We start from the raw sequence: 22,689 nt of genomic DNA on the forward strand, positions 1-22,689 counted from the left end.
TGATGTTCCGTATGCCCGGACGCTTTCCCGCCGCAGCTGTGCGACGAGAGCGAGGGCTGCCAGGACCACACACTGGATCTAGTCCCAAGGAGATTACTAATGAAGATGCGCTCAGCCCGAGAGCTTGTCGTACTCGGCCTGTTTGTCCTGACCGTCGCCGGTTGCGGTGAAGGTAGCAACCTTTCAGGCTCCAGTAGCAGTTCGACCGCGTCATCCAACCCGACCACGCCAAGTACCGCGGTCTGGACGCCCGGCCGCTACGCCGCCGACGCAAACCTGCCGGATTCGCCGTCCTTGCCTGCGGACACGCAGGTCTGCTCGACGCTCCAGGCGAGCAACATCCTGGTGAAGAACGCGGACGGCTCGCTGCCGGTCAGCGCGGACCCGACGCCCGTCGCCTACGGCGGCGCGACCACGGCCCTGAACAACCCCGACCAGGCGCGCATCCAGGCCGCGCTCGACGCGTGCGGCGCCGCCGTGGACGCGGAAGTCGGCGCGAAGATCACGCAGGCCGATCAGCAGGCAGCCGCGACTCAGCAAGCGGCCAACAACCCGCTCGTCAACATCGCGGGCGCATCGAGCGAAACGCTGTCGAACCCGACCTACAAGGCCACCAAGTTCGCGGTGCGTCTCGTCAAGAACAGCAGCGGCGCCGGTAACGCGTTCCTGAGCGGTCCGCTGGTCCTGCCGTCGGGCGTCACGCTGTGGATCGATGACGGTGTCACGCTCTTCGCGAGCCGCGACGTCGCTGTCTACGACAAGTCCGTGCAGGATCGGCCCAACGCGATCACCTGCGGCGCCGCGATCAACAACCCGTCCGGGCTCCCCGCGCCGACCGGCACCGTCAACGCGGGCACGGCGACCATCTCGGGCACGAGCGGCATGCAGAACTGCTATCCGCTGATCCGCGGCACGCATACGGTCAACGCGTCGATCATGGGCACGGGCTCGATCGACGGCCGGGGCTACATGCCGCTCATCAGCTCGTCGTCGCTGTATCCGACGATCCGTTGGGCGACCGGCGCCACCGACAGCGCCTCGACGCCGAAGTTCAGCTGCACCAACACGATCGCGGCTTACCGTGCGGGCACGCTGGCGCCTGAAGGCACCGCGTGCGATGTGGTCACCGCGATGGGATCCACGACGCTGACCTCGCCGGCCCTCAGGTATGTGGTGAATCGCCAGGCCACCAGCGTGCCGCAGGGTTTCACGGTCGCGAGCGCTGGCTGTAACGCCAGCACGAGCGGTTGCGCACGCTGGGTGCAGGCAAGCTGGTGGGATATTGCTTACCACGGCAACAAGGACATCGGTGGCGGCCCGTACAGCTTCCAGGCCAACCCGGGCATGGTGTGGATGCAGCAGTCGAAGAATCTGTCGCTGTATCAGATCACGATCCGCAACAGCACGTTCTTCACCGTCGAAGCAGACGGCGTCGACGGCCTGACGGCGTGGGGCGTCAAGATCATCACGCCGTTGCTGCCGGATGCAGCGAACCAGGCGAGCGTCGGCATGAACAACGACGGCTTCGATGGCGTCAGCGGTTCGTACTCGCACCTCTATACGGGCGCGACGATCGATGCCAGCTCGACCGGGGTAAAGAACACCGACGGTATCGACCCGAGCGTTGCGGCAGGTCCGGAGCACGCAGTCCTCGGCACGGGCAGCAAGACGGCGTCCGCAGGCGAGGTGTACTTCGATGGCTACGTGAAGAACGTCGCGATCGTGTACAACTTCCTGAGCCCGTCCGACGACAACGTCGCATTCAAGGGTGGTTTGCAGGATCCGCGTCCGCTCGCGGCACAAGGCGCGCCGAGCAAGCAGGACCCGGCCAACATGCAGTGGGGCATCGACGGTAACCGCGACGTTTCGTCGAACCGCACGTACGGCATTACGGTTGCGCACAATCACAACTACAACGGTCATGGTCTGTCGGTCGGCAGCCCGACCAATGTGGGCGTGCGGAATATTCACTTCTACGACAACTACTTCGACAGTGTCTACGACGGTACCTCGAATGATATGGGCGTGGTGGGCCTGCGCATCAAGAGCGGTCAGTCGCGCGGTGGCGATGTCAGCAACATCTACTATGACGGCGCATGTATGCGTGGCGTGAAGGACTTCCTCGTGTTCGACATGTACTACACGGGCCCGGCAGCCGATCCGACTTCGTACACGGGTCTCGGCTACCTGATCCCGAACTTCCACGACATCACCGTCAGCAACGTCCGCTTCCTGAACATCCCGGCCAATAAGGCGGCGGGCAAAAACGGCGGCGGCAACCTGACCTTCCGTGGCCTCCATGCCGACACGCAATACGCCAATACGCAGAGCGTGATCCAGCTGAACATGGATAACGTGGTCGCGGACAACGACGTCGTGATGGCTATTGCGAACCTGAGCAAGTCTGTCGTGAACATCGGCTCGACCGATGGCTCGACACAATCGAAGGCGGCCAACGCCACGCTGAACCTCGGCGCGAACGTGAGTCTGATCGGTCAGTCGTTCGCTCACGGCACGGGCGGGGTCCTGACAAACACGTCGTCGAAGACCGGCGCGGGCTACTACACGACCCCGACCAACACGCTCAACCTGACCGTCAACGGCAGCGATGACGCTGGCGCGGCAAGCGACACGAATCCGGCGGCGACGATCGTCTCGCAGAATGCGAAGCTGCAGCTGTGCGATCAGGCTTCGTCCTGGCCGGTCTTCCCGAACGTGAAGTAAGCGTGGTTGTTTGAGAGACCAGGACTCGCGGTGTCAGGCTGCGGGTCTTTTTGAAGCCCCACGGGTGACTGTGGGGCTTTTTTCGTTTCGGGTGCGCTCTGCGCATCGGTCCTGACGTTGCTCTAGCGCATTAGCGTCAGACACAACGCAATCCCCGCCCCATAAGTCCCAAGTCCACCCACGAAACGCAAAGGATTGGGCTTCGCCATCGTCGGAAATGCAACCAGTCCCACGACGTGCAAACATCGGCACACGGTAGCCACGACGATCAGCGAAACCGTCAACGTGGACGGCGAGCGCGCGCCCAGAAAGAGAAATAGCACCGCAAGGAACGGCGCATACTCCGCGGTGTTGCCATGCGCCCGAACCAGCTTGTGCAGCAGGTCATCCGGATCGTCGGCACAGCCCGACATGGTGCGTTCCCGAAATCGCATCATCGACACTGACAAGCCGAGCCCGAATAACAGCAACCCTAAAACCGCGACGCATGCGAGAGCGATGTTGTTCATAAGAACGTGCCTCCTTGCCAGGCAATCGACGCACACCGGTTTGGCGAATCAGCGGCTCCCATTCTCGCACGGGCCGGCATGCGCAGGCTGCGCGATTGGACCTCTTCAAAACGGCAACGCCGCGATCGTTGCAACATAGATCGCGGCGCTGCTCACTACTCAATTACGTCGACTACTTCGACATTCAGTCGTCGCGATCGGACTGCGGCAGCGGACGCGTTCCTTCAATCGCGACCGAATGCAGCAGCTCAGGCTTCAGATCGAGCAGACGCAAAATCGTCGGCGCTACCTGCGTGGTCAGCACACGCTCGTCGTTGACCTGCCCGGCGTGATGCGCATGGGGCACATACACCACGAGGCCGAGATGGCTGTCGTCGGGGGCATTGCCGCCATGCTCTTCGTCCTTCGACATGCTCGACGTATAGATGACGCCCGGGTTCGGCTGAACGATGATGTCAGGCGTGCGGCCATGCGACGGATCGCCAAACCGGTCCGCGAGTTGCGGGCCAGACAGGATGTACGCCTGCGGGCCGTCCGCGCAAATGCCCGGCGCGTTGCAGCTCAGATTGGCTTTCAGTGTCTTCACGACCGAGGACACCTGGCTTTGATCGCGCAGCCAGATCAGACCGACGTCGTCGGTCTGCACGAAGCCGGTACCGGCGAGTCCGGTGCCGTCGTTGAGGTTGCCGCTCGTCGTAGCGTTCTGCCCAAAAGCGCCGCCCGAATCAAGGTAGTTGCTGGTTTCGAGCAATTTGGTCAGCGTATCGCCGTTCTTCACGAGCTTCGAATGATCGGTCGGCGACTGGCCATGCTTCGCGGTGACGATGATCGCCGTCGACGAATAAAGACCGCGCTGCTTCAGTTCGGACACGATGCGTCCCAACGCGTCGTCGATATACGCGATCGCGCCGGTGACCTGCGGACCCGGCGTGAAGCTCGCGTCCAGATAGCCGCCGCCATTCGCGACTGTGGCTTTCTGCGCGACGCTCAACGTCTGGAAGTTGGCGCCGAACACGGTCGGGACAGGGGCGCTCGTTTGCCCGGTGGAATCCTTGCCGTCGATTTCATTGATCAGCGACTGCACGTGGTAGTTGTCGAACTTCTGCGTGTGCGTGTACGTGTCGAGGTAGTACGTCTTGGTATCCGGATCGATCGAGTTGATTTCGGTGCGCGCAAGATCGTCGACGCCCGTGCCGGACGGTCCGTTGAGCCAGTCGTAGCCCCACGCGTGCTTATCGGCCCACGCGGTGCGCGCGCCGTTCACGTTGCCCTTGATCACTTCGAAGACCGTGTTGGTCTTTATGTAATTGTGCGGATAGACGGGCGTGCAGACGCCATTGACGAGCGCATGCGGAATCGCCTGCGGATTGAACGCGCCGCCGCCGTTGAGGTGGATGAGCGCGCCGCCGTTCTCGCCGTCGATACCGGTCGTTTCATCGAAGACGACATTCCAGCCGGTCGGGCCCGTGCAATTGCTATCCGACGGCGCATAGAGCGTGCGGTCGTAGGAGACGTCGTAGAAGAGGCCCGCGGACTTCGGCGAGCCGCCGGTCACGAGCGCGGCGAGGCCCGGAAACGAATCCGACAGGCCCGGCGTGTGCGCGTTCGTATAGGTCGTGCCCGACTTCGCGAGCAGTGCAAGATTGCGGCACGTGTTCGCGCCGATGCAACGCGCAACGTCCTGCTCATGCAGACCGTCGAAGCTGATCAGCAGCACATGCTTGACCGACGCGCGATCGTGATCGCGGCCGTGGTCGTGATCGTCGTCGGCTGCTGCAACTGCCGAATACAGCCCAGCGAGCAGTGCGACGGCTGCGCACATTGCGCTTTGCTTACGCTTCCATTTTGTGATCGGTTTCATGTCTCGTCCTTTTGTTTGAAATTGAATTTAGGTAGAGCGGGACAAATTTGAACCGTAAAAAAAGTCATTTACGTGACGTGGATTTTTTTATTTTGCAATGCTTAGACCTTAAGGATTTGTTAAGGAATACAGTGATCCATTCGAAGCGCATTCGCCGTGAACCTGGATCGTTTCCACGCGTGATCGCCGCGATTCGTCACGCATAAAAAACGGCACGGGCTATCGCAGCCCGTGCCGTTTCGTCGGTCGGTATTTCGGGTGGCCCGGATTAGTGAGCAGTCGGCTGCTCCGTGATGGAATCTACGCGATCCGGATAGAACGCGAGGTGCTCGCGGATCGGCGCGACGGCGTCGTATGGGTGCTCGTATGTCCACACCGCATTCGTGCCGCGCTCGCCGGCCGACGGAATCGAGAAGTATGCGCATTCGCCCTTGTACGGACAGTACGTCGCATGCGCCGTGCGTTCGAGTCGCGTCATGTCGACGTCCTTGCGCGGGATGTAGAGCACGGCCGGGTAGCGGGCTTCGCGCAGTGTCAACGCGTCGTGCGTATCGGCGATCACGTGGCCGCCCGCCGTGACGATCACGCGCGCGTGGTGGCGCTCGATCGTGATCGGATGGTCGGGGCCGGGAATCTTGACGGGTTTGTCGTTCGGGACCGAATGGGTGGACATAACGACGCTCCTTGAGTGAGTGGGGCTGCGAGGTTTCGTTTGCCGATTGCGAAGTCCATCGCCCGAGCGCGACGCTGGCGAGTTGATGCACGCATCGCCAGGCGATTGAAGATATGTACGTATTGCTGTACTACTTCACTTCGGGTATTTCTATCACATAGTAGCAGCAGACCTTCCATGCGTTGCGGGCGGCGGAACGCCTGCCGGAGTTGCATCAGCCGCTTGGACGTGCTTTTCTACAACGGTGTGGCGAGTTTGCCGAAGACGAACAGGTCAGCCGACTGACAGGAGTGCGCCATGGTCGTTCGTTACGCTGTGTATCAGCCTCCAATCTCGTCGACAGATAGCGAGGTTGATTGACCATGCTTGCGCTCCGGAAGCGTTGCTCACAACGTGCCTTGCGGGCGTGTGCTGCTCTGCTTTTGACCTTGCTGCAATGCCCTTTGCACGCGCAGGTCGTGCCGGGGCAATTGTCGAGCAATACCGTGATTGGCGGCAATGTAAAGCGGCATGCCGACGCCGTGCTCGCCATCATGACCTACACGACAGTCCCTGACGTTACGACCAGTAACCTGTCGGTGAATAACGGCCCGACGGGTAATCCTGGGTTCGGGCAGACGCAATTTGGCGGCGGCTTCACGCTCAGCAGGTCGTTTCCCCTGTACATGGAGGGCACGCTTGCCTACAGCCGCTACGATCCGGTCTTCATCGCCACGGATGGCGCCCAGCAGCGCGCGGTGCCGACGAAGTGGAACACCTTCAGCGGCACGGTCGGCCTCGGGTGGGATTTCCGCATCACGGACGAACTGGCATTCCGTCCGATCCTGAACGGTACGATTGGGCGGGTCTCGAGTGACCTGAAGGTGGGGCAGACGCTCTTCAATCGCGTCACGGACAGTAACCTCCAGTTCCTCGAGGACGGCTCGCTCAATGCCTACGGCTATGGCGGCTCCCTGATGCTCGACTATGAGCACTACCGCGAAAACTACGAAATCGACGCTGAATTGCGGGCGACCGATATTTACCTGCGCAGTTTCGGCAGCTCTTCGGAGGCCGTTCAGGGCTCGGCCACGGCCCAGCAAGTGAGCCTATGGACACGCTGGCGCGCGCCCACCGGCTGGCACGCGCTGGACCGGCCAGTTCGCTATGTGCTCGAAGCCGCTTACTCGCACTATTTCGGCGACAGTGCCGGGGTGCTGGGTTTCAACGACCTCACGTCGTTGGGCGTTGGCCTCGAACTCGATAGCAGCAGGTATCCCATCATCGTCACTCGCACGCGCGCGTTGGTCCGATATGTGTTCGGACGCAACGTGCACGGCGTGTCATTCGGATTCGCGATGAGTTTCTAGCGGGGCCGAGCGTCTCGGTGTCAGTTCACACAGGTACCGCTCGCCGGTTGCATTGCGGGCGGCTGGTAGCCGTCGGTCAGCACGTTCAGGAAGCAGGCCAGATCCTGAATATCCTGCTCGGTCATCGCCGTGGCTGAATGGACCGCACGCGGCTGCGTGCCGCTGCCCAGCGTATTCGAGCCGCCGATGCCGGTCCCCATCGGCGCCTCTTCATCCACGTTGCCCTGGTACGCCACGGGCAGGTCGTTGAAGATCGAGCAATCAGACGCGCCGGTACGCAGTTGTCCATGGCCCCTTCGGCTTCTGGACAGCGGGCATCGGTTGGAGGAGCATGATCTGCCGGATAGGCCTGAAAAGGTGGGCGAGGGCAACAAGTCGTTCTAGTGCAGGAGAAACGAAATGCTGACGCAGAAGACGAAGGACATCGTAAAAGCCACGGCCCCGGTTCTGGCCTTGCACGGCAATACGATCATTCAACGTTTCTACAGGCGACTCTTCGAGGCGCATCCCGAGCTGAAGAACGTGTTCAATATGGCGCACCAGCAGCAGGGGCAGCAGCAGGAAGCGCTCGCCCGCGCTGTGTATGCGTACGCGGAGAACATCGAGGATCCGGGTAGTCTCGACGCGGTGCTGCGCAATATCGCCAACAAGCATGCGAGCCTCGACGTAAGGGCGGAGCACTATCCGATCGTCGGCGAACATCTGCTTGGCGCGATCAAGGACGTGCTCGGCGAGGCTGCGACCGACGACATCATCTCGGCGTGGGCGCAGGCATACGGCAATCTCGCGGACGTGCTGATGGGCATGGAAAGCGAATTGCGCGAAACGCGCGCGGCGCAACTCGGCGGCTGGACCGGATGGCGCACGTTCGTCGTCAAGGAGAAGCGGCCCGAGAGCAGCGTCATCACGTCGTTCATTCTCGAACCGAAGGACGGACAGCCGGTCGCCAACTTCGAGCCGGGCCAGTACATCGGCATTGCGGTCGATGTGCCCGCGCTCGGCTTGCAGCAGATCCGGCAATACAGTTTGTCCGACGCTCCGAATGGCCGCAGCTACCGGATCTCCGTCAAGCGTGAGAGCGGCGAGGCCGGGCGGCCGCCGGGCTACGTGTCGTCGCTGCTGCACGATCACGTGAACGTCGGCGACGAAGTGAAACTGGCGGCGCCCTACGGCACGTTCTGCATCGATGTCCATGCGAAGACGCCGATCGTGCTGATCAGCGGCGGCGTCGGTCTGACGCCGATGGTCAGCATGCTGAAGCGCGCGATTCAGGACCCACAGCGGCGCGTGGTGTTCATTCATGGTGCGCGCAACGGTGCGGTGCACGCGATGCGCGACCGCCTGCACCAGACCGCCGCCACCCAACCGAATTTCCGCGCGATCGTGTTCTACGACGCGCCGCTCGACACCGACGTGCAGGGCCGCGACTACGACTACGCAGGCTTCATCGACCTCGGCAAGCTGCGCGCCGATATTTTGCTCTCCGATGCCGACTATTACATTTGCGGCCCGATTCCTTTCATGCGGCTGCAGCACGATGCACTGAAAAACATGGACATTCACGAATCGAAGATCCACTACGAGGTGTTCGGCCCGGATCTGTTTGCTGAATGACGCATACGATTGCCGACGCAGGATCAGCAGCAGTCACATGGAGCGTGGGCCGTACGGCGGCGGTGCCGGCAGAGCAGGCGGCGTGATATTGGTGGCTGCGCAGCTTTCAGCGCTGCTGCTTCGAGCCCTGCCAGCCCGATTTGCGCGCGAACTCGACCGACCAAAACCAGCCCTTAACGCTTGACGAATCACATAGGGGGCACGTTGCATCGGACCAAAGTCCAATACCGGCGGCAAGACGCAGCAACTAAACTGGTCGGCACGGAGCGTGAGGCATCGGAATTACGCGCCCGGAGGAGGAAAGCCGTCGGCACGCGCATCATGTCTCCCGCATCAAGCCGTCGCCATCACCATCACGCCCCGTGTCACCAAATTGCAAGTATGGCTTTGCGAAATAGCTATTGGAGGCTGGCATGCAATTTCTCGGCACGGAACGTCTGCTTCGGACGCGTTGCGCGCGTGCCACGTCTGCCGCGGCACTCCGGTTCAACGTCGTTGCCGCACACGCCAGCAATCCCAACCTCCTAAACGATGCGCCCTTGTCATACGCGAAGCCGCGCGATATGGGTTCGATCAAGCGCGCGCTGACCGACGTCCTCAACACGAAGAGCGATGGCGAGTCCAGTCAATGGACCAACTCGGACACGGGCAATAGCGTGAAGATCGACGCAATGTTGACGCCGTCCGACACAAGCCATGACGGCAAGAAGACATGCTGTCACGTTGCCGTCGCGCTTTCGGCGAAAGGACAGTCGATGAACCCGCATCCTGTCTTTTGCGGCACGGGGAAGACCGACTGGGCGCTGCAAAAGCGTTGAACACGCGTTCCGGGTGCGATATGCCAGTAGAACGAAATCACGGCCGCTTGATGCGCTGGTACCCTGGATGCGTCGCCGCAATGATGATCGCCGCGACCAGCGCGCAGGCATCGGACACCGAGCCGGCTCATGCCGACGCCAATGCGCAGTGGCAATTTGCCGTCGCTCCGTATCTGTGGCTACCGTCTGTATCCGGGACGCTGCGTTTCTCGCTGCCGGGCGGGGGCGCCGATGCATCCACCGGACCGTACAACTATCTTCAGAACCTCAAATTTGCCGTCATGCTGCAAGGCGAGGCGCGCAAGGGCGACTGGAGCGTCTTCGCGGACACGATCTACCTGAACTTCGGGCGACATGAGAGTTCGGTCAATGCGACAAACGGCCAGTTCGGCCCGGGCGAAACGGCGCAGAGTGTCGAGACGAGTTTTCGCGGCACGCTGATCCAGATAGGCGGCGGGCGCACGGTCACGCGACAGTCGTGGGGAAACATCGATTTGATCGCGGGGATACGTTATCTCGGCGTGAAGGCGACTCTCGACGCATCGCTCGTTGCGTCGCTTGGGTCGGGTGCGGGCGTGAGCCCCCAGTTGAATGTTTCGACGATCGAGAACATTTTCGACGGCATCGCGGGCATGCGCGGACGCCTGTTGATCACGGGCGACGGCCGCTGGTACGTGCCGTTCTATCTCGACGCCGGCACAGGCACGTCGAAGTTCACGTGGCAGGCGATGACAGGCATCGGCTACGCGATGAAGTGGGGCGACGTGAGCCTGACCTACCGGTATCTCGCCTTCTACGGCTCGGGTGATCAACTCGTGAGCACGCTGCGTTTCAACGGTCCGAGCCTGAATGTGATCTTCAGGTTCTGATGCGATTTGGCCGGCTACAACCGGATCGGCCAAGCCGCCATTGACAGCGAGCCGTTGCCGTGCAAAAAACGGGGGATCTTCGCTGTGACGCAAACGCAGGCTCTGCGCCGCTGCGCGCCGACGCCAGAGCACACTTCAAGCGGGCAGCACTCGGTTCCGTATGCTCGGTTGGTTCATCGCTCGATCCGAGCACGAAGGTCTGTTATTTGAGTGGAAGGGACGCCTGAATGTCCCAGCGATCGCGTGCTCGAATGACCGTTCCTGGCCGCAGGACTAAACCGCTCGCGCGGTAGGGGCTACGGTCAGACGCCGGTGGTCAGGGAGAGGCCGGCATCGCGGTTCCGTATGTTGGCGAATGAGGCAATCCGCCTCGTTCTCCAGCAGGAGCCGAATCATGACCTCCTCACAGTCAAACGTCAGTCCGCTGCGCCAGCGCATGATCGACGACATGCGCATGCGCCAGCTTGCCCCCAAGACGCAGGACATCTATCTGCACATTGTGCGTGAGTTCGCCCGGTTTCTCGGGCGCTCACCTGACACGGCCACCGTCGAGGACCTGCGGCGCTACCAGCTCTATCTGGTCGACCACGGCACCTCGGCCGTGTCCCTGAACCATGCGATCACCGGCCTGAAGTTCTTCTTCACAGTCACGCTCGACCGGCCCGAGCTGATGGTCAGGATGCAACCCGTGCGCGTGCCCCGCGTATTACCCGTCGTGCTCAGCCCCGATGAAGTGCGGCGGCTCATCGAGGCCGCCGGCAACCTGAAGCACCAGACCGCGCTGTCGGTCGCGTACGGCGCGGGGCTACGTGCCAGCGAAGTGGTCGCGCTGAAGGTCACCGACGTTGACAGCGAACGCATGACACTGCGTATCGAGCAGGGCAAGGGCCGCCGTGACCGCTACGCCATGCTCTCGCCGGTGCTGCTTGAGCGTCTGCGTGTGTGGTGGCGCGTGGCCCGTACGCAGGGCAGGATGCTCGATGGTGGGTGGCTGTTTCCCGGGCTCGACCCGCTCGATCCATTAAGCACGCGACAGCTGAACCGTGCCATTCATGCCGCCGCCGAGGCTGCGAACATCGACAAGCGCGTGTCCATGCACACGCTGCGCCATAGCTTCGCGACACACCTGCTCGAACAGAAGGTGGACATCCGCGTGATCCAGGTGCTGCTCGGCCATGCGAAGCTCGAGAACACCGCGCTCTACGTCCAGGTGGCCACCGACCTGCTGCACGAGGTCACCAGTCCGCTGGACCGTCTGCCCTCCGAGTAGGCCCGCGCGCTGTCACGCCTCATGCTGGAGGTTGCGGACATCTTCCGCAGCCACGGGCCAGCGTGGCGAGCCACGGCACACCTGAGCCTGGGGCAGCTGAAGGTCATGTCGGCCATCGAACGGTGCCGCACGGCGGCACTGGGCGGACATGTGCTGCGCTGTTCAGGCTGCGCAAGGTCAGAGGTGTCCTTCAACTCCTGTCGCAACCGGCATTGCCCGAAGTGCCAGGCCAGCGCCGCACACCGCTGGCTGGAGGCACGCCAGGCCGACCTGCTACCCGTCGAATACTTCCACGTCGTCTTCACGCTGCCCGCGCCCGTCAGTGCGATCGCCTGGTACAACAAACGGATCATCTACGGCCTGCTGCTCGACATCGCCGCCGACACGCTGCGCACGATCGCCGCCGATCCCAGGCATCTCGGCGCCCAGATTGGCGCCACCCTCGTACTGCACACCTGGGGCTCGGCGCTCACGCATCACCCGCATGTGCACGGCATCGTCCCCGGTGGCGGGCTGTCGCCTGACGGTGAGCGCTGGATTGCGTGCCGGCCCGGCTTCTTCCTGCCCGTGCGCGTGCTCTCACGCCTGTTCCGCCGGCGCTTCCTCGAAGCGCTCGAAGTGGCCCACCGGCATGGCCAGCTGCAGTTCTTCGGCGAGTACACCAGGCTCGCTGATCCCGCTTCCTTTGCCCGGTGGCTTGCGCCGCTGCGTAGCTGCGAATGGGTGGTCTACGCCAAGCGCCCGTTCGCCGGACCGAAGGCGGTGCTCGAGTACCTCTCCCGCTACACGCACCGCGTCGCCATCTCCAACCAGCGCCTGATCGCCTTCGATGAGCGTGGCGTGACGTTCCGCTGGAAGGATTACCGTACGAAGGGACGCACCCGCTACAAGACCATGACGCTGGAGGCCGGCGAATTCATGCGCCGCTTCCTGCTCCATGTGCTGCCCGGTGGTTTCCATCGGATCCGTCACTACGGGCTGCTCGCCAACCCGGTGCGCCGCGCCAGTCTCGCGAAGGTGCGCGATCTGCTGCACGTCGCACCCGGGGTCAGCCCGTCACCGCACGACACCGTCATCGCAGTCCGGACCGTGTTCATCTGCCGGCGCTGCGGCGCACCGATGATCGTCGTCGATATCCTCGCGCGCAGCGCCCCGATCCGCGCACCACCGATGTGCCGGGGTCAGACATGAGCGCAACGGTTCCCCGATATCTGAACCGACCGTCGGCTTTGCGGCAACGCGGCCCACGAGCGGACGTTTGCGCCTGGCGCTTCGCAAAGCGCCTCCCTCGTCTGCTTCACCATCGTGATTGCCCGACAGCGCCGCTTCGCTACGGCTTCCGCGCCTGTCCAGCATCCCGCCTGGCCGCACCGCATCCGACATCGCTGAGCATCCTGACCTATCAATCGCCATAGCGGCGAGTTCCGACCACATCGGAGCACTCCGCGGTTTCCTCCATCGGGTTTATTCGACGCCTGCCGGCACGCGCGGAAGCATTCACATTCCTGCGGCCGATGGCAGGCATCGAATAAACCTTAACGCACTCGGCGCTGATTGCGCCTGGGGCGAAACGTACCGCGATCTTCGCCCGCGCGGCCGACTACGCGTTTCCCGGCCGACTTCGGTCAGGGCTTCGCATTGTCCGGCGTGGTGCTCCTGGCCGCAGCGAAGCGGTTTTGCACAGCGACGAGTTGGTCATCAGTGGTCGCTACCAGCCACAAACGTGCTTGCTCCACCATGTGGCGGTTGTGGTCCTTCAGCGGGCCCATAGTGGCGGCAGCCTTCCAGACCACCGGGCCGATTCGGCTTTTCCTGCCCGAGGGCGCGCCCACCAGCAGGCAGTAAGGTCCAAGAGGAAGCGATACGAACGGAAGGGCCGGACTGGCGCGCACGCGCCAGTCGATGAAGGGCGCCTCGCTGATGAGCAGCGGTATGGGCAACCCGTAAAGCACACTGAAATCGTACAGCGCCAGTTGCTCCCGTACACGCGCGTAGACGCGCCGGATATCATCGAAAACCGCCGCACGGATTTCCTCTTCGAACATGGGCTCCTGCGCATAGCGTGTGAAGGCCTCCTGGGCGTCCCTCTGATATGCGCTGAACAGGCCGAGTTCCACGCAGTCCGCCACTGCGCGCTGGACCTCCACCACAGAGCCGGCTTCTTCCGGCTTGCCCAACTGCGCGGCCCTCAAAAACCGACCAAGTCCCGCCTCCTGGATCGCAGGACCACCGGCGGACACATCGTCCTCACCATCCTTATCGAGCGGAACGTAAACGTATTCTTCGTTCGCGAAGTGCGACTTCTTGCCTTCGTCAAACTTGATTTCGCCATTGATGCAGTCCAAATAGCGAGTACCGACTCGGCCATGCTCCCAAACCCAATTCTTCAGGAGCGGACGTAGTGGATGCAGCCTGTCGTGATTTGCCATTGAAATCTCCAAGTGTCCCAGTATAGTTTTCAAATGGTCACTTGACCGAACCCGGTCCGATGCTGAACCGACGTTGGTGCCATCGCCGACACGACTGCATTCGGCAGAAGTCGATCCGTTGCGGTCATCCGATTCCACCGCGGTCGGACACTCATCGGGCAATCGAAGTCGCGAGTTCGACAAGTTCTCTCTTCGGCAATTGGTGAAAGTCAACTCGCTCCACAGCCTTTGGCAAATACGAGTCGAGTCCAAGTCACGTTCATGCGCCGGTTCACTCGTTGGACGGATTCCGATCGAACGACGAGCTTCGGTTGCAAACCTTGAACGTTCGCCAGTTGGATGGTCTCGTCGGGCGAGACGTCAAACATTCGCCGTCCCTCTGGGATCCGGCCATGTCGCAAAGACATGATCAGCAATGCGCCGTTAGACAGCAGACGAGCTACGTTCGGCATCGCGCGACGACGCTCTTCCTCGTCGAGATGCATCCAAACGGCCGTCAGCATCACGATGTCGAAATGTCCCGTCGTCGCGCGCAAGGCGGCCAGTTCCGGAAGGCTATCGTCGAGCCATTCGATCCGCGATGACGGATGCAGCTTGACGCCAGCCGCCCGGAACTCGTCGACCGGCTCGACGGCAACTACTTTATGCCCCATCGCCGCAAGCGCTGCCGCGTCAGTTCCTATACCTGCTCCAACGTCGAGCACACTGGACGGGCGGGTGGGGATCAGATGCAAAACGGCCGCGTGGAGTTCATCAGACGAGATGTTCTGCCATTGACTGATCAGTGATTGAGCGGCCTCTGCGTAGCCCTCCGTACCGCTTGCATTGATAGACACTGGCGACTCTCCATTCTGGTGATCCGCGAAGCTTGCCGGATGGTCAACAATCTGAGTCAGTGGGACGAACTTTCGGGACTGGCCGACCGTCGCCCCACGTGATTCGCTGCAGCCGACCTATTCGGTCAAAAATCGCTTGATCGCTGCTGAAAAAGCGACGTCGTTGTCGAGCATCATTAGATGGCCGCTGTCGGCTAGTGTGTGATCGCCAGCGCATTTTTCCAGTGCCCAGTCTGGGACGTTCCACCCTTTGCGAGAATGCTCACCGGAAAGCAAATACACCGGGTGCCGATCGAAGACCTGTTCGAGTACGGCAAGGTAGTTATCGTCGCCCGTTGTGGTGATAACCGACCGCCCCATCGCGCGAAGCGTGGACGCTGGCTGGTGAGCAAGCCAGCGGAGCGCGACCTCAATCAGATGCGGCGCAGGTGCGGTAACCGAACCACTGATCCAGGCTAACGGGTCAGAGCGGAACTCGTTCATCATGGCGTCGGCCTCATTCGAACTCATCCGTCCGACCGACGCCGACCAGAACGCATCGTCCAATGTGAAGTTCCCTTCGACATTGACAATCCTGCGGACGTACTCGGGGTACGTATGGGCGAACAGCATGGCGATCGCACCGCCAACGGAATGACCAACTACGTCGACGGGCTTGCTCCCGAAGCGGGTGTCAACAAAGGCTCGCAGGTGTTCGACCTGGCCGGGTAGCGATATGGCATCCAGGGACGCGGATTGGTGCTCGCCGTAGCCGAGCAGATCGGGGGCCACGTGCGGAGACTCGTAGCTGGCGACATCCAGTGTGCCGATGAAGCCATGAATGAAGACGACTGGCAAGGTATTGCTCATGCTTGTTAGATGGGAGCTCTATATGTCGTTAGGCCGGTATCCGCGACCGGCCATGAGGTGGAACCATTGTGAAAATTGTCGCCAATCCTGGCCGCTGTGTCGACCGTCCGTTCATGGCCGAAGGACTAAACCGCTCGCGCGGTAGGGGCTACGGTCAGACGCCGGTGGTCAGGGAGAGGCCGGCATCGCGGTTCCGTATGTTGGCGAATGAGGCAATCCGCCTCGTTCTCCAGCAGGAGCCGAATCATGACCTCCTCACAGTCAAACGTCAGTCCGCTGCGCCAGCGCATGATCGACGACATGCGCATGCGCCAGCTTGCCCCCAAGACGCAGGACATCTATCTGCACATTGTGCGTGAGTTCGCCCGGTTTCTCGGGCGCTCACCTGACACGGCCACCGTCGAGGACCTGCGGCGCTACCAGCTCTATCTGGTCGACCACGGCACCTCGGCCGTGTCCCTGAACCATGCGATCACCGGCCTGAAGTTCTTCTTCACAGTCACGCTCGACCGGCCCGAGCTGATGGTCAGGATGCAACCCGTGCGCGTGCCCCGCGTATTACCCGTCGTGCTCAGCCCCGATGAAGTGCGGCGGCTCATCGAGGCCGCCGGCAACCTGAAGCACCAGACCGCGCTGTCGGTCGCGTACGGCGCGGGGCTACGTGCCAGCGAAGTGGTCGCGCTGAAGGTCACCGACGTTGACAGCGAACGCATGACACTGCGTATCGAGCAGGGCAAGGGCCGCCGTGACCGCTACGCCATGCTCTCGCCGGTGCTGCTTGAGCGTCTGCGTGTGTGGTGGCGCGTGGCCCGTACGCAGGGCAGGATGCTCGATGGTGGGTGGCTGTTTCCCGGGCTCGACCCGCTCGATCCATTAAGCACGCGACAGCTGAACCGTGCCATTCATGCCGCCGCCGAGGCTGCGAACATCGACAAGCGCGTGTCCATGCACACGCTGCGCCATAGCTTCGCGACACACCTGCTCGAACAGAAGGTGGACATCCGCGTGATCCAGGTGCTGCTCGGCCATGCGAAGCTCGAGAACACCGCGCTCTACGTCCAGGTGGCCACCGACCTGCTGCACGAGGTCACCAGTCCGCTGGACCGTCTGCCCTCCGAGTAGGCCCGCGCGCTGTCACGCCTCATGCTGGAGGTTGCGGACATCTTCCGCAGCCACGGGCCAGCGTGGCGAGCCACGGCACACCTGAGCCTGGGGCAGCTGAAGGTCATGTCGGCCATCGAACGGTGCCGCACGGCGGCACTGGGCGGACATGTGCTGCGCTGTTCAGGCTGCGCAAGGTCAGAGGTGTCCTTCAACTCCTGTCGCAACCGGCATTGCCCGAAGTGCCAGGCCAGCGCCGCACACCGCTGGCTGGAGGCACGCCAGGCCGACCTGCTACCCGTCGAATACTTCCACGTCGTCTTCACGCTGCCCGCGCCCGTCAGTGCGATCGCCTGGTACAACAAACGGATCATCTACGGCCTGCTGCTCGACATCGCCGCCGACACGCTGCGCACGATCGCCGCCGATCCCAGGCATCTCGGCGCCCAGATTGGCGCCACCCTCGTACTGCACACCTGGGGCTCGGCGCTCACGCATCACCCGCATGTGCACGGCATCGTCCCCGGTGGCGGGCTGTCGCCTGACGGTGAGCGCTGGATTGCGTGCCGGCCCGGCTTCTTCCTGCCCGTGCGCGTGCTCTCACGCCTGTTCCGCCGGCGCTTCCTCGAAGCGCTCGAAGTGGCCCACCGGCATGGCCAGCTGCAGTTCTTCGGCGAGTACACCAGGCTCGCTGATCCCGCTTCCTTTGCCCGGTGGCTTGCGCCGCTGCGTAGCTGCGAATGGGTGGTCTACGCCAAGCGCCCGTTCGCCGGACCGAAGGCGGTGCTCGAGTACCTCTCCCGCTACACGCACCGCGTCGCCATCTCCAACCAGCGCCTGATCGCCTTCGATGAGCGTGGCGTGACGTTCCGCTGGAAGGATTACCGTACGAAGGGACGCACCCGCTACAAGACCATGACGCTGGAGGCCGGCGAATTCATGCGCCGCTTCCTGCTCCATGTGCTGCCCGGTGGTTTCCATCGGATCCGTCACTACGGGCTGCTCGCCAACCCGGTGCGCCGCGCCAGTCTCGCGAAGGTGCGCGATCTGCTGCACGTCGCACCCGGGGTCAGCCCGTCACCGCACGACACCGTCATCGCAGTCCGGACCGTGTTCATCTGCCGGCGCTGCGGCGCACCGATGATCGTCGTCGATATCCTCGCGCGCAGCGCCCCGATCCGCGCACCACCGATGTGCCGGGGTCAGACATGAGCGCAACGGTTCCCCGATATCTGAACCGACCGTCGGCTTTGCGGCAACGCGGCCCACGAGCGGACGTTTGCGCCTGGCGCTTCGCAAAGCGCCTCCCTCGTCTGCTTCACCATCGTGATTGCCCGACAGCGCCGCTTCGCTACGGCTTCCGCGCCTGTCCAGCATCCCGCCTGGCCGCACCGCATCCGACATCGCTGAGCATCCTGACCTATCAATCGCCATAGCGGCGAGTTCCGACCACATCGGAGCACTCCGCGGTTTCCTCCATCGGGTTTATTCGACGCCTGCCGGCACGCGCGGAAGCATTCACATTCCTGCGGCCGATGGCAGGCATCGAATAAACCTTAACGGCTACTGCCTGACGCGGTCGGCCGTGGTCGACCCATTTAAGTCAGTCAGAGAACGCTCCCGACCGGCTGGTCTCATCTCGACAAGGGACGATCGCTGGTGGTGCTTCGTCCTACCGCCGGGCACTCAGGACACCCGTGCCTGTGCAAACCATAGATCCTTGAATTGGGCAGCCGCTTACTTAACAGAGCATGTATGGATGGGAACCCCTGAGTGCTCGGTGCTTTGCCTCCCAAAGGCGGACCGGCTGCTATCGGGGCCGCTTATATCGCCTAGAATCTATTAGGTTCCGGTTCGTAAGGGTCGGCCCCTCCGCTAGATGACAAGCGGCGGACCGATGCGTTGGTATCGCAAACTCGTGACCCGAAGCGAAGTGCAGGTAACCACGCCCATGAAAATGGGGCGAAGCGTGCCTGATCACACCTTGTACCGTCATGGAACTCATCGCGGTGAATAGCCTCAAGAAGGTCTACGGGACGCGAGACGGTCCGGTGATCGCATTGCAGGACATTCGCTTCGCGATCGAAAAGGGGCAATTCGTTGCCATCGTCGGCCCGTCGGGTTGCGGGAAGTCCACACTCCTCAAGATCCTGATCGGCCTAATTCCAGCTTCACAGGGCGAGGCGCGACTCAGCGGTACTGCGATCGCTGGACCACGCCGGGACATTGGCGTCGTCTTTCAATCACCGGTGCTGTTTCCCTGGCGTACGGTGCTCGACAATGTCCTGCTTCCCGTCGACGTGCAGCGCCTTGGCCGCGACAAGCTCAGGGCGCGCGCGATGAACCTGCTCTCCCTCGTCGGTCTCCAGGGTTTCGAGAAACGCTATCCGCAGGAGCTGTCTGGCGGCATGCAGCAGCGTGCGGCCATGGTGCGAGCGCTTATTCATGAACCCACCATCCTGTTTATGGATGAGCCGTTTGGTGCACTGGATGCGATGACTCGGGAGCAGATGAACCTGCAGTTGCAGCATATCTGGCTCGAGCGGAAGGAGACCGTACTTTTTATCACGCACTCGATCCCCGAGGCGGTCTTCCTTGCAGACCGCGTGCTGGTGATGACGCCGCGCCCCGGACATATCGTAGATGACGTCGTCGTCGACCTCGCGCGGCCACGCTGCCTCGATGTGATGACGACGCCTGATTTTGGTCGGCATGTGAAACGGATCCGAGACCATTTCAAAACCACAGGCGACCTCGCAGTATGAGTCGCCCGCCCAAATCGCTGCTGCGGCTGCTCCTCGTGCTCGCTGTGCTCGCCGCTTGGGAGGGTACGGTTCGCCTCTTCGAAATTTCTGCCTATATCGTGCCGGCGCCGTCGAAAGTCTTCGTCGCCCTATACCACGGCATTGCATCAATGCTCTACGTTCGCCACCTTTGGATAACCCTCATCGAGACGCTTCTCGGCTTCGTTGCCGGTTCCGTCGTGGCGCTCGTCCTCGGGACGCTCATTGCGTTGAGCCGGCGCTGCGAGTACTTTCTCTATCCCTTCATTCTCATGTTCCAGGCAATGCCAAAGGTGGCGTTAGCTCCTCTCATCATTATCTGGTTCGGTCTGGGACTCAGTTCGAAGGTCACCCAAGCCTCCCTGACTGCCTTCTTTCCGCTCATGGTCAACACCATTGCTGGCCTCCGGTCTGCCGACGAGGATCGTGTTGCACTAATGCGCTCGCTCGACGCTTCGGAAATGCAGATATTCAGGATGCTGCGCATGCCGGGTGCACTGCCGTACATTTTTGCGGGCTTCGAGATTGCCATGATGCTATCGCTCATCGGTGCAATTGTCGCGGAGTTCGTCGGCGCGCAAAAAGGACTTGGCGTCCTACTCATGAGCATGACGTTCACGATGGACGCCGCCGGACAGTTTTCGGTTCTCTTCGTTCTTTCCCTGCTGGGGCTGGTACTGCACACCATCATCGTCATCATCCGCAAACGGCTGCTTTTCTGGGACAGGTCGCAGGACAGGATTCCCGATGTGCCGGTCGAGGGAGAAATCTGATGAAGCGCTTCTACTTGCTTGCTGCAACCGCATTTTTACTGGGCATTGCCGGATTTGACGCTGCGGCTCAGACCACCGTACGGGTTGGCTGGTGCGCGCGCACTATCACCACTGCCGCAGCCCCGTTCGCCGTTGCCATGAAGATGGGCTGGTATGCGCACGACGGAATCTCGGTCGAACTGGTTCCGGTGGCCGGGACCGACTGCGTCAAGCTCGTCGCGACAAAGATAATTCCTTACGCACTCGCTTCTGTCGAACCGCTCGCCATTCTCCGTTCGCAAGGCGTGAAGGCAAAGATTTTCTACACCGCCTACCAGGGAAACATTTTCGGTATTGCTGTTCCTCAGAGTAGCTCCATCAAGAAAATCGCTGACTTGAAGGGGAAGACCATCGGCGTCACCGCAATGAGTTCGGTCGGAACTCTCATCGCGCGGGCTCTGGCTACCAGCGCAGGGCTCAATCCAGATCTCGACATCCACATTGTCGTAGCTGGCGAGGGGGCGCAAACGGCAGCGCTGCTTCGCGCAGGCCAGATCGATGCCTTGAGCCAGTTCGATACGCAGTATGCGCTGGTCGAAAATGCCGGGGTCAAGCTTCGGCGTCTTTCCACCAGCGAGATCGAGCGGTTTCCATCAAACGGCTTCCTTGCTCTCGAAGAGACTTTACGAACCAACCGCCAACAGGCGGTTGCACTCGCTCAAGGCTACGCCAAGGGTACCGTGTTCACCATTGCCAACCCCGAGGCGGCGATTCGTATTCTCTGGGAAATCTATCCTGAGACCAAGCCGACTGGTATTGACGAGGCGACGGCGCTTCGCGATGGGATGAAGACGCTTGAAGCACGCATCACGAATTTGAAGCTCGAGAAGTCCGGTGTGTCTAAATGGGGGGAGAGTTCCGAGAAGAACTACTCGGCGTACACCGACTTCATGCAGAAGTGGGGTATCACCAAGGTGAAGGTTCCGGCGAACGAGCTCATCACGAATGACCTTATCGATGAGATCAACGACTTCAGTCAGGCCAAGATCATTGCCATGACGAAGGCGTACAAGGATAAGTGAGGCTGGGTGTGTTTGCCGCCTGGTGACTTTCCTCTGTCGTGCAATATGCGTTATCTCGTCAAGAGCGAGCGGACATTAGCGAATGAGCGCTATCGGCGAGGTGCCAGGTGCGCTAAGGGCCATCGGACTGGAAAGTCGAATCATCATCGGGGGAGCGTCTCATGTGAGTCCGCGAGCGGCCAGTCGCGAATTTCCATTGAACGGCTCTTCATGGCCGACCCCGGTCCGACGCAGGCCTCGATCAATCGCTGATTGCAGCGAATATGCGGAAGGCATAAGTCGATCCTAAGCCGCCCTTCAGCTTAATCAAAAGCAGCCGTTAAACGACAAAATTCCAACAGAGCTCAAGAATAATGAAAAGGAAGTTGCTGGTTTTCCTGCTCGTACTATTGTCGACTTTCGCATTCGCCCGGGGGGGCGGCGGCGGAGGTCACGGCGGAGGCCATGGCAGCAGCCACGGCAGTGAAGGGGGGCATGGGTCGCCCGGCTGGCATGAAGAAGAACCACAGCCGCCAGGTCGTCCATCACACTTCTACCACGCGGGCCACGTCAACAACGCGTCCGATACGGATGAAACAGGCGGCGACTCGTTCTGGCACAACGTCGTAATAGGGCTTCTGGCTGTACTCTCCGCCTTGGCCATCGTCATAATTCTGCTTCGCTGACTTCCCCCCAAACGTGAATCGGTCATAAAAGGGGCGCGCCAACATTACGCTTGCCATGGGGTGTTGACGATCTGAGCGGCAATGTTGAAGGACCGCTTTTGGCCGGCAGTACGAGTTCACCCACCTTGCCGGAAAGCCGCCGTTGAAGACTCCAACGTCGGCTCTGTGGAACGTGCATGGAACTGGTGCTTTCGGCGAGTTCGTCTATTCCCGGCGGCATCAAATAGCCGCGACTTTTCATCTTCAATGACTAACTCCTCACGCATTCTGACGAAAATAAGCCGATGACGTCACGTGAGACCTGAGCGTCTCTTGTTAGAAGCCTCAAAGATCTGTTCGGGGTAGCGGGGCCGATCGCAGATTGATACGTTCGGAGGCAATCATGCCGATTGCATTGGGCAATAGTGCATCTCCAAAACAGCCATTCGCGATGACCCTGCCCTTCAAGGCATTGTTATACTGAGGGTGAAAATTACAGGCAACTAAACGATCAGCTGTCGTTTAT

Annotated in this window: 20 protein-coding genes; 12 read left to right on the plus strand and 8 right to left on the minus strand. The window is 61.5% G+C overall.

What is annotated here, in order from left to right; genetic code table 11:
- The first annotated feature begins 99 nt into the window (after positions 1–99).
- On the plus strand, positions 100–2,724 hold the full coding sequence (locus tag L0U81_RS29525) for a glycosyl hydrolase family 28 protein (protein WP_233809034.1): 2,625 nt from the start codon (positions 100–102) through the stop codon (positions 2,722–2,724).
- 122 nt (positions 2,725–2,846) lie between these two features.
- Here L0U81_RS29525 and L0U81_RS29530 read toward each other — a convergent pair whose 3' ends face one another.
- The 3 genes from L0U81_RS29530 to L0U81_RS29540 all read right to left on the minus strand — a co-directional run bounded on the left by L0U81_RS29530 (position 2,847) and on the right by L0U81_RS29540 (position 5,767).
- Entirely contained in the window at positions 2,847–3,233 is a 387-nt protein-coding gene (locus tag L0U81_RS29530) for an MAPEG family protein (RefSeq protein WP_233809036.1), read from the minus strand.
- 184 nt (positions 3,234–3,417) lie between these two features.
- Positions 3,418–5,094, minus strand: a complete 1,677-nt coding sequence (locus tag L0U81_RS29535; protein ID WP_233809038.1) for an alkaline phosphatase family protein — start codon at positions 5,092–5,094, stop codon at positions 3,418–3,420.
- 268 nt (positions 5,095–5,362) lie between these two features.
- The gene (locus tag L0U81_RS29540) at positions 5,363–5,767 is read right to left on the minus strand and encodes a DUF427 domain-containing protein (protein WP_233809040.1); all 405 of its coding nucleotides are present in this window, start codon (positions 5,765–5,767) and stop codon (positions 5,363–5,365) included.
- Between the two features lie 362 nt (positions 5,768–6,129).
- Between L0U81_RS29540 and L0U81_RS29545 the strand changes: the two genes are divergently transcribed.
- On the plus strand, positions 6,130–7,116 hold the full coding sequence (locus L0U81_RS29545; protein ID WP_233810045.1) for a hypothetical protein: 987 nt from the start codon (positions 6,130–6,132) through the stop codon (positions 7,114–7,116).
- 20 nt (positions 7,117–7,136) lie between these two features.
- Here the strand turns inward: L0U81_RS29545 and L0U81_RS29550 are convergent, their stop codons facing one another.
- Positions 7,137–7,352 (minus strand): hypothetical protein, encoded by a 216-nt coding sequence (locus tag L0U81_RS29550; RefSeq protein WP_233809042.1) that lies wholly within the window; start codon positions 7,350–7,352, stop codon positions 7,137–7,139.
- A gap of 163 nt (positions 7,353–7,515) precedes the next feature.
- Here L0U81_RS29550 and hmpA point away from each other — a divergent pair, with 163 nt between their 5' ends.
- The 5 genes from hmpA to L0U81_RS29575 all read left to right on the plus strand — a co-directional run bounded on the left by hmpA (position 7,516) and on the right by L0U81_RS29575 (position 12,878).
- Positions 7,516–8,730, plus strand: a complete 1,215-nt coding sequence (gene hmpA / locus L0U81_RS29555; protein WP_233809044.1) for an NO-inducible flavohemoprotein — start codon at positions 7,516–7,518, stop codon at positions 8,728–8,730.
- 539 nt (positions 8,731–9,269) lie between these two features.
- Positions 9,270–9,548: a hypothetical protein gene (locus L0U81_RS29560; protein WP_233809046.1), complete on the plus strand. Its 279-nt coding sequence runs from the start codon at positions 9,270–9,272 to the stop codon at positions 9,546–9,548.
- Between the two features lie 80 nt (positions 9,549–9,628).
- Positions 9,629–10,417 (plus strand): hypothetical protein, encoded by a 789-nt coding sequence (locus L0U81_RS29565; protein WP_233809048.1) that lies wholly within the window; start codon positions 9,629–9,631, stop codon positions 10,415–10,417.
- Positions 10,418–10,811: 394 nt separating this feature from the next.
- Positions 10,812–11,687, plus strand: a complete 876-nt coding sequence (locus L0U81_RS29570) for a site-specific integrase (RefSeq protein ID WP_233807405.1) — start codon at positions 10,812–10,814, stop codon at positions 11,685–11,687.
- A gap of 21 nt (positions 11,688–11,708) precedes the next feature.
- Complete coding sequence (locus L0U81_RS29575; RefSeq protein WP_442793451.1) at positions 11,709–12,878, plus strand: IS91 family transposase; 1,170 nt, start codon at positions 11,709–11,711, stop codon at positions 12,876–12,878.
- 434 nt (positions 12,879–13,312) lie between these two features.
- On the opposite strand, the gene L0U81_RS29580 is transcribed toward L0U81_RS29575, so the two are convergent.
- From L0U81_RS29580 to L0U81_RS29590, 3 genes are all read right to left on the minus strand, one after another.
- Positions 13,313–14,116 (minus strand): hypothetical protein, encoded by an 804-nt coding sequence (locus L0U81_RS29580; RefSeq protein ID WP_233809050.1) that lies wholly within the window; start codon positions 14,114–14,116, stop codon positions 13,313–13,315.
- Between the two features lie 209 nt (positions 14,117–14,325).
- Positions 14,326–14,952: a class I SAM-dependent methyltransferase gene (locus L0U81_RS29585; RefSeq protein ID WP_233809052.1), complete on the minus strand. Its 627-nt coding sequence runs from the start codon at positions 14,950–14,952 to the stop codon at positions 14,326–14,328.
- A gap of 117 nt (positions 14,953–15,069) precedes the next feature.
- Entirely contained in the window at positions 15,070–15,801 is a 732-nt protein-coding gene (locus L0U81_RS29590; RefSeq protein WP_233809054.1) for an alpha/beta fold hydrolase, read from the minus strand.
- A 246-nt stretch (positions 15,802–16,047) separates the two neighbouring features.
- Here L0U81_RS29590 and L0U81_RS29595 point away from each other — a divergent pair, with 246 nt between their 5' ends.
- The 5 genes from L0U81_RS29595 to L0U81_RS29615 all read left to right on the plus strand — a co-directional run bounded on the left by L0U81_RS29595 (position 16,048) and on the right by L0U81_RS29615 (position 21,519).
- Positions 16,048–16,923, plus strand: coding sequence for a site-specific integrase (locus tag L0U81_RS29595; RefSeq protein WP_233807405.1), 876 nt, complete (start codon positions 16,048–16,050; stop codon positions 16,921–16,923).
- Between the two features lie 21 nt (positions 16,924–16,944).
- Positions 16,945–18,114: an IS91 family transposase gene (locus tag L0U81_RS29600; protein WP_442793451.1), complete on the plus strand. Its 1,170-nt coding sequence runs from the start codon at positions 16,945–16,947 to the stop codon at positions 18,112–18,114.
- 782 nt (positions 18,115–18,896) lie between these two features.
- Positions 18,897–19,667 (plus strand): ABC transporter ATP-binding protein, encoded by a 771-nt coding sequence (locus L0U81_RS29605; RefSeq protein ID WP_233809056.1) that lies wholly within the window; start codon positions 18,897–18,899, stop codon positions 19,665–19,667.
- Positions 19,664–20,458 (plus strand): ABC transporter permease, encoded by a 795-nt coding sequence (locus L0U81_RS29610; protein WP_233809058.1) that lies wholly within the window; start codon positions 19,664–19,666, stop codon positions 20,456–20,458. The genes L0U81_RS29605 and L0U81_RS29610 overlap by 4 nt, the downstream gene beginning before the upstream one ends.
- Positions 20,458–21,519 (plus strand): ABC transporter substrate-binding protein, encoded by a 1,062-nt coding sequence (locus L0U81_RS29615; RefSeq protein WP_233809060.1) that lies wholly within the window; start codon positions 20,458–20,460, stop codon positions 21,517–21,519. Before L0U81_RS29610 ends, L0U81_RS29615 begins: the two co-directional genes overlap by 1 nt.
- Positions 21,520–22,206: 687 nt before the next feature.
- Here L0U81_RS29615 and L0U81_RS29620 read toward each other — a convergent pair.
- The gene (locus tag L0U81_RS29620; protein WP_233809062.1) at positions 22,207–22,431 is read right to left on the minus strand and encodes a hypothetical protein; all 225 of its coding nucleotides are present in this window, start codon (positions 22,429–22,431) and stop codon (positions 22,207–22,209) included.
- Between the last annotated feature and the right edge of the window lie 258 nt (positions 22,432–22,689).

This window comes from Paraburkholderia sp. HP33-1, from assembly GCF_021390595.1.
Lineage (GTDB): Bacteria > Pseudomonadota > Gammaproteobacteria > Burkholderiales > Burkholderiaceae > Paraburkholderia.

What these genes read in the sequence shown, in the direction of transcription:
- L0U81_RS29545 (WP_233810045.1), top strand. Translation starts at nt 6,130, where the DNA reads ATGCTTGCGCTCCGGAAGCGTTGCTCACAACGTGCCTTGCGGGCGTGT.
- L0U81_RS29575 (WP_442793451.1), top strand. Translation starts at nt 11,709, where the DNA reads ATGCTGGAGGTTGCGGACATCTTCCGCAGCCACGGGCCAGCGTGGCGA.
- L0U81_RS29600 (WP_442793451.1), top strand. Translation starts at nt 16,945, where the DNA reads ATGCTGGAGGTTGCGGACATCTTCCGCAGCCACGGGCCAGCGTGGCGA.
- L0U81_RS29525 (WP_233809034.1), top strand. Translation starts at nt 100, where the DNA reads ATGAAGATGCGCTCAGCCCGAGAGCTTGTCGTACTCGGCCTGTTTGTC.
- L0U81_RS29615 (WP_233809060.1), top strand. Translation starts at nt 20,458, where the DNA reads ATGAAGCGCTTCTACTTGCTTGCTGCAACCGCATTTTTACTGGGCATT.
- L0U81_RS29590 (WP_233809054.1), bottom strand. Translation starts at nt 15,801, where the DNA reads ATGAGCAATACCTTGCCAGTCGTCTTCATTCATGGCTTCATCGGCACA.
- L0U81_RS29540 (WP_233809040.1), bottom strand. Translation starts at nt 5,767, where the DNA reads ATGTCCACCCATTCGGTCCCGAACGACAAACCCGTCAAGATTCCCGGC.
- L0U81_RS29605 (WP_233809056.1), top strand. Translation starts at nt 18,897, where the DNA reads ATGGAACTCATCGCGGTGAATAGCCTCAAGAAGGTCTACGGGACGCGA.
- L0U81_RS29535 (WP_233809038.1), bottom strand. Translation starts at nt 5,094, where the DNA reads ATGAAACCGATCACAAAATGGAAGCGTAAGCAAAGCGCAATGTGCGCA.
- L0U81_RS29570 (WP_233807405.1), top strand. Translation starts at nt 10,812, where the DNA reads ATGACCTCCTCACAGTCAAACGTCAGTCCGCTGCGCCAGCGCATGATC.
- L0U81_RS29610 (WP_233809058.1), top strand. Translation starts at nt 19,664, where the DNA reads ATGAGTCGCCCGCCCAAATCGCTGCTGCGGCTGCTCCTCGTGCTCGCT.
- hmpA (WP_233809044.1), top strand. Translation starts at nt 7,516, where the DNA reads ATGCTGACGCAGAAGACGAAGGACATCGTAAAAGCCACGGCCCCGGTT.
- L0U81_RS29530 (WP_233809036.1), bottom strand. Translation starts at nt 3,233, where the DNA reads ATGAACAACATCGCTCTCGCATGCGTCGCGGTTTTAGGGTTGCTGTTA.
- L0U81_RS29565 (WP_233809048.1), top strand. Translation starts at nt 9,629, where the DNA reads ATGATGATCGCCGCGACCAGCGCGCAGGCATCGGACACCGAGCCGGCT.
- L0U81_RS29580 (WP_233809050.1), bottom strand. Translation starts at nt 14,116, where the DNA reads ATGGCAAATCACGACAGGCTGCATCCACTACGTCCGCTCCTGAAGAAT.
- L0U81_RS29595 (WP_233807405.1), top strand. Translation starts at nt 16,048, where the DNA reads ATGACCTCCTCACAGTCAAACGTCAGTCCGCTGCGCCAGCGCATGATC.